Genomic DNA, 9271 nt, shown 5'->3' with positions numbered 1-9271 from the left:
AGTCGAACAGGCGGCGCAGCGGCGATGGCAAGGCCACTTTCAGCACCTGGAAAGCGCCCGGAGCGCGCTCTGTCGTGGCGGGTGGGGATGAAACAGAATCAGACAATTGGCCTCCGGCGTTTAGTTTGCTAGAATGCGCGGCCGCTCTCAATCTATCGGATCGAGCGGTTAACCGGTTAGCAGTTTTTCACACCCGTATGCGGTGCCTGGCAGCGGATCAGGTGGCGGCATATAGCTCATGAGGCTCAAGATGAAACAAGGTATCCACCCGAATTACAACACGGTCACCGCCAACTGCTCTTGCGGTGCCAGCTTCCAGGTTGGTTCTACTTCTGGTCAGGACTTCTCTCTGGACGTATGCTCCAACTGCCACCCCTTCTACACGGGCAAGCAGAAGCAGGCGAGCACTGGTGGCCGCGTAGAACGCTTCAACAAGCGTTTTGGCGCTGCTGTCAAGCGCGGCTGATCCCGACGACGGATTCAGCCATCGCAGGCACGCCATGTGCCCTGTGCAAAAACCCACGCTACGGCGTGGGTTTTTTGTCCCTGCCTTATTTTGCCGCTCCCTGGCGGCACCGGCATCTGAACGCTGGCCGAACGCTGTGTGATGAAGCCATGGCCCTGAGCCTCCTGTCGTGACATTGTCCACAGCCGCTATTGCGCGGCGGGTGTGGATAAGTCCGAATGTCGTTTTGGAATCTATTTCCAGCTTATGCTGCAGTGCATCCATAATGAAACCGTTATGGGTCAGGGTGCTATGCATAACTTGCAGCAAATGAGGCTGAAAAGTTACGAATGGATGGGAAAAGCCGCTAAAACGCAAGTTTCATAGGCTGGTTGACTAGCGGCTTGAGACGCTTGGGTTTTTTCTATATTCTGATATGACTTTTCTACTTTAGATTGATTGGACCTTGACCATGACGGATGCAAACAAGCAGGCAGCTCTGGATTATCACGCTAAACCGATCCCCGGTAAGCTCTCCGTGGAGCTGACCAAGCCCACCGCGACGGCGCGGGATCTGGCCCTGGCGTATAGCCCGGGGGTGGCTGAACCGGTTCGCGAAATCGCTCGCGAAGCGGAAAATGCCTACCGTTATACCGGCAAGGGAAATCTGGTAGCGGTCATTTCAGACGGCAGTGCCATTCTGGGCCTGGGGAATCTGGGGCCGCTGGCCAGCAAGCCGGTGATGGAAGGCAAGGGCGTGCTGTTCAAGTGCTTCGCGGGCATCAACTCGGTGGACATCGAAGTGGATGCCGAGAATCCGCAGGCGTTCATCGATACCGTGGCACGCATCGCCGATACCTGGGGCGGTATCAACCTGGAAGACATCAAGGCCCCCGAGTGCTTCGAAATCGAAAAGGCGCTGATCGAACGCTGCAACATTCCCGTGTTTCATGACGATCAGCACGGCACGGCCATCGTCACCGCTGCCGGTATGCTCAATGCCCTGGATATCGCCGGCAAGCGCATCGAAGACGTGAAGATCGTCTGCATGGGCGCAGGTGCTGCGGCGATTGCCTGCATGCGCCTGCTGATCTCCTGTGGCGCCAAAAAAGAGCATCTGGTCATGCTCGACCGTCGCGGCGTGATTCACACCGACCGCGATGGCATCAACGAGTACAAGGCCGAGTTCGCCCGTGATACCGACATGCGCACCCTGGACGACGCCATCGACGGTGCCGACGTGTTCATCGGCCTGTCTGGCCCCGGGCTGCTGTCTGCCGAGCAGGTGAAGAAGATGGCGGCGGATCCGGTCATTTTTGCCTGCACCAACCCGGACCCGGAAATTCATCCGGATGTGGCTCGGGCAGCGCGCCCGGACGTCATCATGGCCACCGGCCGCTCGGATTTCCCGAACCAGGTCAACAACGTGCTGGGCTTCCCGTTCATCTTCCGTGGGGCGCTTGACGTACGCGCCACGCGCATCAATGAAGCGATGAAGCTGGCCGCCGTGCATGCGCTGAAAGATCTGGCCCGCGAGCCGGTGCCCCAGGAAGTGCTGAACGCCTACGAGCGTACCGAGATGAGCTTTGGTCGTGAGTACATCATCCCCACGCCGGTCGATATTCGCCTGCTGGAGCGTGTCTCCTCGGCGGTGGCCCAGGCGGCGGTGGACTCCGGGGTTGCCCGCAAGCCCTACCCGGCGCACTATCCGCTCAAGACCATCGACGATGTCTACGGCAGTTAAGCGCCGCTCGACACGAGATTGGCTGTTCGAGACGCCATGACGACAACGCCCGCTTTCTGCGGGCGTTGTCGTGTGTGGTGTTCGTATGGGTGCCGGGTATCAGGTGAGCGGGTAGCGTACCAGCCCCTCTTGTGCCGTCGAGGCAATCAGCTGCCCATCGCGGCGATAGATATGGCCTCGCGCCAGCCCTCTGGCACTGCCGCTCCAGGGAGAGTCGATGGCGTACAGCAGCCACTCGTCCAGCCGCGTATCTTCGTGCAGCCACAGCGCGTGGTCGAGGCTGGCGATGCGCAGCTTAGGGTCCGTGTACTTGATGCCGTGAGGGATCAGCCCGGTGGTCAGCAGGTTGAAGTCCGACGCGTAGGAGAGCAGGTGGCGATGCAGCGCGGGGTCGTCGGGCAGCGGGCCGCCAGCGAACCGGAACCATAGGCACTGCCCGGCAGGCGAGGCGCTGTCCGGATTGTTCTTCAGGTGCAGGAACTCGATGGGGTGGCCTGGGAAACGAGCATGTTTGGCGTCACCGCTCTCCAGCAGCGCTTCGGGTGTGGGCACGTCAGGCATGGCGCGCTGATGGCTGATGCTCTCTTCCGGGCTTTGAAACGAGGCGCTGCAGAAGAAGATGGGCCGCCCCTTTTGAATGGCGGTGACTCGGCGGGTGGTGAAGCTGCCGCCGTCGCGAATGGTATCGACCTGGTAAACCACCGGGCGATGGGGGTCACCGGGGCGCAGAAAGTAGCCGTGCTGGGAGTGAGGGCGACGCTCCTCGGGGACGGTGCGGGCGGCGGCGGCCAGCGCCTGGCCAAGTACCTGCCCACCGTACAGCTGGGGAAACCCAAGGTCCTGGCTTTGGCCGCGAAACAGCGTCTCTTCCAGGGGTTCCAGCTCCAGCAAGCTAACCAGTGACTTCAGCGCATCGTTCATTCTCGGTATCCTTGGTGCTGTCTGCTTGATCACTGAGGAGGCCGCCCTCAGCGTTTGGCGATCACGCCATTGAAACGATCGTTTCGCTACCTTAACGGAGTTTGTCTTGATACGCAGCGATGAATTTTACATGCACCGCGCGCTGGACCAGGCGCACCTGGCGATGGCCGCCGGAGAGGTACCGGTGGGGGCCGTGGTGGTGGACGCCGGGGGGGAGATCGTCGGGGCGGGCCACAATGCACCGCTGTCCAGCTGCGACCCCAGTGGCCATGCGGAAGTGCGTGCGCTGCGCGATGCCGGGCAGCGGCTGGGCAACTACCGCCTGGAGGGCTGTACGCTCTACGTGACCCTGGAGCCCTGCATGATGTGCACCGGCACCATGGTGCATGCCCGCATTCAACGGCTGGTGTACGCTGCCGCCGAGCCACGGGCGGGAATGGTGGAATCAAAGGCCAATCTGCTCGCCCAGCCCTGGTTCAATCACCATATCGACGTCACCGGCGGGGTGCTGGCGGCGCAAGCCAGCAAGCTGCTCAAGCAGTTCTTTGCCGACAAGCGCTAGCGCCGTCCCGGTATCACGGGGTGAGCGGTGGCACGATCTCGAACAGCAGCAGCGGCTCTTCACTGGCCGGTGTCTGCTCCAGTTGGAAAAACTGCTGTCGACTGCGCTCCACGTATTCGATCATTTCGTAGTAACGGCGAATGTTGCGCACGTAGATCACCGGCTCCCCGCCACGGGCGTACCCGTGGCGCGTTTGGCTGTGCCACTCGCGCTGCTGCAGCAGCGGCAGCGCGGCACGCACGTCCTGCCACAGGTTGGGGTCGCCGCCGCGTCGCTCGGCAATGTTGCGGGCATCATACAGGTGGCCAAGCCCCACATTGTAAGCCGCCATGGCCATATAGAGGCGATCTTCGCCGGTGATGCTGTCCGGTAAGCGGTCCTTGATGCTGCGCAGATAGCGGGCACCGCCGTCGATGCTCTGGGCGGCATCGGTGCGGTCCGTGACGCCCATCTCACTGGCCGTGGGGTTGGTCAGCATCATCAGGCCACGCACCCCCGTGGGGGAGACGGCGTTAGGGTCCCAGTGGGACTCCTGGTAGCCCACGGCGGCCAGCAGTTTCCAGTCGAACCCCGTGTCTCGGGCGGCCTGCTTGAAGAGCTCGGTGTAGCGGGGCAGGCGCTCATCCAGATGGTCCAGAAACGTGCGCGTGCCCACGTACTCCAGGTAATCGTCATGGCCAAAATAGCGGCTGATCAGGCGGTCCAGGGTGCCGTTTTCATGCAGCTCCTGCAGGAACTGGTTGGCCGCCTCGAGTAGCCCCAGCCCGCGCCCGCTGGGCAGCGCCCAGACCAGCGAGAGGGGCTCGCCCAGATAAAAGCCGCGCTCGACATTGGGAAAGAACAGCCGGTTCAAACGAAATTGGTGATCGAAGATGATGGCCGCATCCAGGGTACCGTTTTCTACCCTGGCCATCAATTCGGCCACTTCCAGTTCGTTGGACTCTTTCCAGCTCAGGTTGGGATAGTCGCTTTGCAGGGCTTTCAGAGCATCGCTGGTGCCCGCTTCGCTCAGCGTGCCGATGGACAAGCCGACGAGGTCTTCGGGTGCGTTGATGCCATACAGGCCGCGCCGATAGACTACCAGTGGCTGCATCTCGATGATCGGGCGCGTGTAGTGAATGCCGGGGGTGTCGGCCATCAGCGGCAGCGCGGCTGCCCCCAGGTCACCCTGTTCGCGCACGGCAGGCAAGACGCCGTCCGGGTGGTGGCTGGCATTCAGGTTGAGGCTGACCCCGAGGGAGGCCGCAAAGCGGTGCATCAGTTCGTATTCGAACCCGGTTGGCCCCTGGCGGCCTTCGTAGTAGGTGGTGGGCGTATTGCGGGTATGTACGGTGATGAAGTCTTTGGCCAGCACGCGGGTGAGGTGTTCGCCGTCGGGAAAGGTCGATGGGCGCGGTGTCAAAACCAGCAACAAAGTCGCGATCATCGCGAAATATGCCCGATAAAAGGCGCTAAAATGTCGGCAAATCAATGTCGGCATGGTGTCTTGTCGGCGTGGGACGAGCTGCCACGATACCCAGCCTTTATCGCCGTGTCACCTTGTTGATTTCGTGTGGCCGCCGCTTTCCAGTATCATAGTGCGCAGTCCGTGTGTCGGTCGCTTAGCGGCCCGGTGATTTCCTGCTCGACTCTTCCTGCTTTAGAGGCTTCCAGATATGCTCGAACTTCGAGGCGCGCCCGCCCTTTCTGCCTTCCGCCATGAACGGCTGCTAACGGTGTTGCGTGAATGTGTTCCAGAGGTGGAAGCGTTGTCCGCCCACTACGTCCACTTCATTGACCACCACGAAGAACTCGATACCGCCTCTCAGGAACGGCTGGCCAGGCTGCTCGATTACGGCAGCCGAGCCGCCCAGGAACCCCTTGAACAAGCCCTGCGTTTTCTGGTGGTGCCGCGTCTGGGCACCCAGTCGCCCTGGTCTTCCAAAGCCACGGACATCGCCCATAACTGCGGGCTGAGCCAGATCCATCGCATCGAGCGCGGCGTCGACTACCGCGTCGCATTGCGTGGCACGGCGACGGCAGAGCAGTGGGACGCCATCGGCGCACTGCTCCACGACCGCATGACCGAAAACGTGCTGGCCGATACGGCAGCGGCCAGCCAGCTGTTTGCCCACCACTCACCGGCACCGCTGGGCAGCGTGGATATTCTGGGGGGCGGGCGTGCCGCGCTGGAAGTCGCCAACCGCGAGCTGGGCCTGGCGCTGGCAGACGACGAGATCGACTATCTGGTGGCAGCCTTCATCGAGCTGGGGCGCAACCCCAGCGACGTGGAGCTGATGATGTTTGCCCAGGCGAACTCGGAGCACTGCCGCCACAAGATCTTCAACGCGGACTGGATCATCGACGGCGAGGCCCAGAGCCATTCGCTGTTCAAGATGATCAAGAACACCTTTGCCACCTCACCGGACAACGTGCTGTCGGCCTACAGTGACAACGCGGCGGTGATCAAGGGCAGTCACGGCGGTCGTTTCTTCCCCACGCCGCTGACCGGCGCAGAGGGTGAGCGCGCTCACTACGACGCTCATCAGGAGCCGATCCATATCCTGATGAAGGTGGAAACCCACAACCACCCCACGGCGATTGCGCCTTTCCCGGGGGCGGCGACCGGCTCCGGCGGCGAGATCCGCGACGAAGGCGCCACCGGTATCGGCGGCAAACCGAAGGCGGGCCTGGCGGGTTTCACCGTCTCCAACCTGCGTATCCCCGAGTTCGTGCAGCCCTGGGAGGCCTTCGATTACGGCAAACCCGAGCGCATGCAGTCGGCGCTCAACATCATGCTGGAAGGCCCGATTGGTGGCGCGGCCTTCAATAACGAGTTCGGCCGCCCCAACCTGACCGGCTACTTCCGCACCTACGAGCAGGATGCCCTCAGTGCCAATGGCATCGAACGTCGCGGTTACCACAAGCCGATCATGATTGCCGGTGGATACGGCAACATACGTGCCCAGCACGTCCAGAAGGGCGAGATTCCGGTGGGCGGCAAGCTGATCGTGATGGGCGGTCCGGCGATGCTGATCGGTCTGGGCGGCGGTGCGGCGTCCAGCATGGCGTCGGGGGAATCGAGCGCCGATCTGGATTTCGCCTCGGTGCAGCGGGAAAACCCGGAAATCGAGCGCCGTGCCCAGGAAGTGATCGACCGCTGCTGGGCAATGGGTGAGAAAAACCCCATTCGCTTCATCCACGACGTGGGTGCCGGTGGCCTCTCCAATGCGTTGCCGGAGCTGGTCAAGGACGGTAACCGTGGCGGGCTGTTCGACCTGCGCGCCGTGCCCAACGCCGAGCCGGGCATGAGCCCGCTGGAAATCTGGTGCAACGAAGCCCAGGAACGTTACGTGCTGGCCGTGGCCCCGGAAGACCTCGATACCTTCGATGCGCTGTGCAAACGCGAGCGCTGCCCCTATGCGGTGGTGGGCGAAGCTCAGGCAGAGCACCATCTGGAAGTGCGCGATGGCCACTTCGAAACCAAACCCGTCGATTTGCCCATGAGCGTGCTGTTCGGCAAGCCGCCGAAGATGACCCGCTCGTTCGAGCGCCAGACGCCCGAGCTTTCCGGCGTGATGCTCGACAACCTGGACCTGCGCGAAGCCATGGACCGGGTGCTGCGCCTGCCCACGGTGGCCTCGAAAAGCTTTTTGATTACCATCGGCGACCGTTCGATCACAGGCCAGGTGGCTCGTGATCAGATGGTCGGCCCCTGGCAGGTGCCGGTCGCCGACGTGGCAGTGACCACCGCCAGCTTCGATACCCATGCCGGTGAAGCCATGGCCATGGGCGAGCGCCCGCCGGTGGCGCTGATCGACCCGGCCGCCAGCGCCCGTTTGGCGGTGGCAGAGGCGATTACCAACCTGGCCGCCGCGCCGATCGCCAAGCTCTCGGACATCAAGCTCTCCGCCAACTGGATGAGTGCCGCCGACCACCCCGGCGAAAACCAGGCGCTGTACGACGCCGTGCATGCGGTTGGTATGGAGCTGTGCCCGGCGCTGGGGATTGCCGTGCCGGTGGGCAAGGACTCCATGTCGATGCGTACCGCCTGGCAGGAGGGCGATGATGCCGAAGAGAAGAGCATCACCTCGCCGCTGTCGCTGGTGGTCACTGGCTTTGCGCCGGTCACCGATGCGCTGGCCACGCTGACCCCGCAGATCAACCTCGAGCAGGATGAGTCGGACCTGATCCTGATCGACCTGGGCAACGGTCAGAACCGCCTGGGCGGCTCGGCGCTGGCCCAGGTGTATGGCCAGGTGGGCGACGAATGCCCCGACGTGGACGACCCGGAGGACCTGAAAGCGTTCTTCGAGGTCATTCAGGGCCTGAACCGGGATGGCAAGCTGCTGGCCTACCACGACCGCAGCGACGGTGGCCTGCTGGTCACGCTGCTGGAGATGGCCTTTGCGGGACATGCCGGTCTTGAAATCAAGCTCGACTGGCTGATCGACGAGCCGGTGGAAGCCTTCAATGCGCTGTTTGCAGAAGAGCTGGGGGCGGTGATCCAGGTCAATCGCCAGCACACCGAAGAAGTGCTGACCCAGTTCGCCATGGCCGGTATCGAAACCTGCGGGGTGATTGCCCGCCCGCGTTACGACGATCAGGTACGCGTGACGCTGTTCGAAGAGCCGCTGCTGGAAACCACCCGTCAGCTGACCCAGCGCACCTGGGCCGAGACCAGCTACCGGTTGCAGGCGCTGCGCGATAACCCCGAATGCGCCAAGAACGAATTCGACAACCTGCTCGACGTGCGTGACCCCGGTCTCAGCGCTGCGCCGACCTTCGATGTCAATGACGACATCAGCGCGCCTTACGTCAACACTGCCAAGCCAGCGGTGGCCGTCCTGCGTGAGCAGGGGGTCAATGGCCAAGTGGAAATGGCCTGGGCCTTCCACAAGGCCGGGTTCGATGCGGTGGATGTGCACATGAGCGACATCCTGGAAGGTCGTGTCTCGCTGGATACCTTCCAGGGCCTGGTGGCCTGTGGGGGCTTCTCCTATGGCGACGTGCTGGGGGCAGGCGGCGGCTGGGCCAAGTCGGTGCTGTTCAACGAACGCGCCCGCGAGCAGTTTGCGGCGTTCTTCACCCGGGACGACAGCTTCTCGCTGGGGGTGTGCAATGGCTGCCAGATGCTGTCGCAGCTCAAGACGCTGATCCCGGGCGCCGAAAACTGGCCCAGCTTCGTGCGCAACGAATCCGAACAGTTCGAAGCCCGCGTGGCCATGGTGCGGGTAGAGAAAAGCCCCTCGATTCTGCTGGTCGGCATGGAAGGCTCGACGCTACCCATCGCCGTGGCTCACGGCGAAGGGCGTGCCGAGTTCCGCGATACGGCGCACCTGCGCAGCATGCAGTCGAGCAGCCAAATTGCCCTGCGCTACATCGACAACTACGGTCAGGTCACCACTCGCTATCCGGCCAACCCCAATGGTTCCCCGTCGGGGATCACGGGGCTGACCACGCCAGATGGCCGTGTGACCATCATGATGCCTCACCCGGAGCGGGTGACGCGGGCAGTGACCAACTCCTGGCATCCGGCAGAGTGGACCGAGGATGGCGCCTGGCTGCGGCTGTTCCGCAATGCGCGGGTATGGCTGGGTTGATGGGCAGGCGCAGCATG

General features: G+C 62.8%; 6 protein-coding genes. 4 read left to right on the top strand and 2 right to left on the bottom strand.

The window, feature by feature from the left end:
* The first annotated feature begins 250 nt into the window (after positions 1-250).
* Positions 251-466: a 50S ribosomal protein L31 gene (rpmE, locus tag B7L71_RS04855; protein ID WP_016916139.1), complete on the top strand. Its 216-nt coding sequence runs from the start codon at positions 251-253 to the stop codon at positions 464-466.
* A 451-nt stretch (positions 467-917) separates the two neighbouring features.
* Positions 918-2189: a malic enzyme-like NAD(P)-binding protein gene (locus B7L71_RS04850; protein ID WP_081136444.1), complete on the top strand. Its 1272-nt coding sequence runs from the start codon at positions 918-920 to the stop codon at positions 2187-2189.
* A 99-nt stretch (positions 2190-2288) separates the two neighbouring features.
* Here B7L71_RS04850 and B7L71_RS04845 read toward each other — a convergent pair whose 3' ends face one another.
* Positions 2289-3110, bottom strand: a complete 822-nt coding sequence (locus B7L71_RS04845; RefSeq protein WP_016916141.1) for an acyl-CoA thioesterase — start codon at positions 3108-3110, stop codon at positions 2289-2291.
* A gap of 109 nt (positions 3111-3219) precedes the next feature.
* On the opposite strand from B7L71_RS04845, the gene tadA reads away from it, so the two are divergent.
* Positions 3220-3672, top strand: coding sequence for a tRNA adenosine(34) deaminase TadA (gene tadA, locus B7L71_RS04840; RefSeq protein ID WP_212636732.1), 453 nt, complete (start codon positions 3220-3222; stop codon positions 3670-3672).
* 13 nt (positions 3673-3685) lie between these two features.
* Here the strand turns inward: tadA and mltF are convergent, their stop codons facing one another.
* Positions 3686-5152, bottom strand: a complete 1467-nt coding sequence (mltF, locus tag B7L71_RS04835; protein WP_081136340.1) for a membrane-bound lytic murein transglycosylase MltF — start codon at positions 5150-5152, stop codon at positions 3686-3688.
* A gap of 175 nt (positions 5153-5327) precedes the next feature.
* Between mltF and purL the strand changes: the two genes are divergently transcribed.
* Positions 5328-9254 (top strand): phosphoribosylformylglycinamidine synthase, encoded by a 3927-nt coding sequence (gene purL / locus B7L71_RS04830; protein WP_081136338.1) that lies wholly within the window; start codon positions 5328-5330, stop codon positions 9252-9254.
* Positions 9255-9271 lie beyond the last annotated feature (17 nt).

Source organism: Halomonas sp. BC2 (assembly GCF_002078115.1).
Classification (GTDB): Bacteria; Pseudomonadota; Gammaproteobacteria; order Pseudomonadales; family Halomonadaceae; genus Vreelandella; species Vreelandella stevensii.
The sequence above is the reverse complement of the archived record's forward strand: the minus strand, read 5'-3'. Positions and strand labels throughout refer to the sequence as shown.

What these genes read in the sequence shown, in the direction of transcription:
- B7L71_RS04850 (WP_081136444.1), top strand. Translation starts at nt 918, where the DNA reads ATGACGGATGCAAACAAGCAGGCAGCTCTGGATTATCACGCTAAACCG.
- mltF (WP_081136340.1), bottom strand. Translation starts at nt 5,152, where the DNA reads ATGCCGACATTGATTTGCCGACATTTTAGCGCCTTTTATCGGGCATAT.
- B7L71_RS04845 (WP_016916141.1), bottom strand. Translation starts at nt 3,110, where the DNA reads ATGAACGATGCGCTGAAGTCACTGGTTAGCTTGCTGGAGCTGGAACCC.
- rpmE (WP_016916139.1), top strand. Translation starts at nt 251, where the DNA reads ATGAAACAAGGTATCCACCCGAATTACAACACGGTCACCGCCAACTGC.
- purL (WP_081136338.1), top strand. Translation starts at nt 5,328, where the DNA reads ATGCTCGAACTTCGAGGCGCGCCCGCCCTTTCTGCCTTCCGCCATGAA.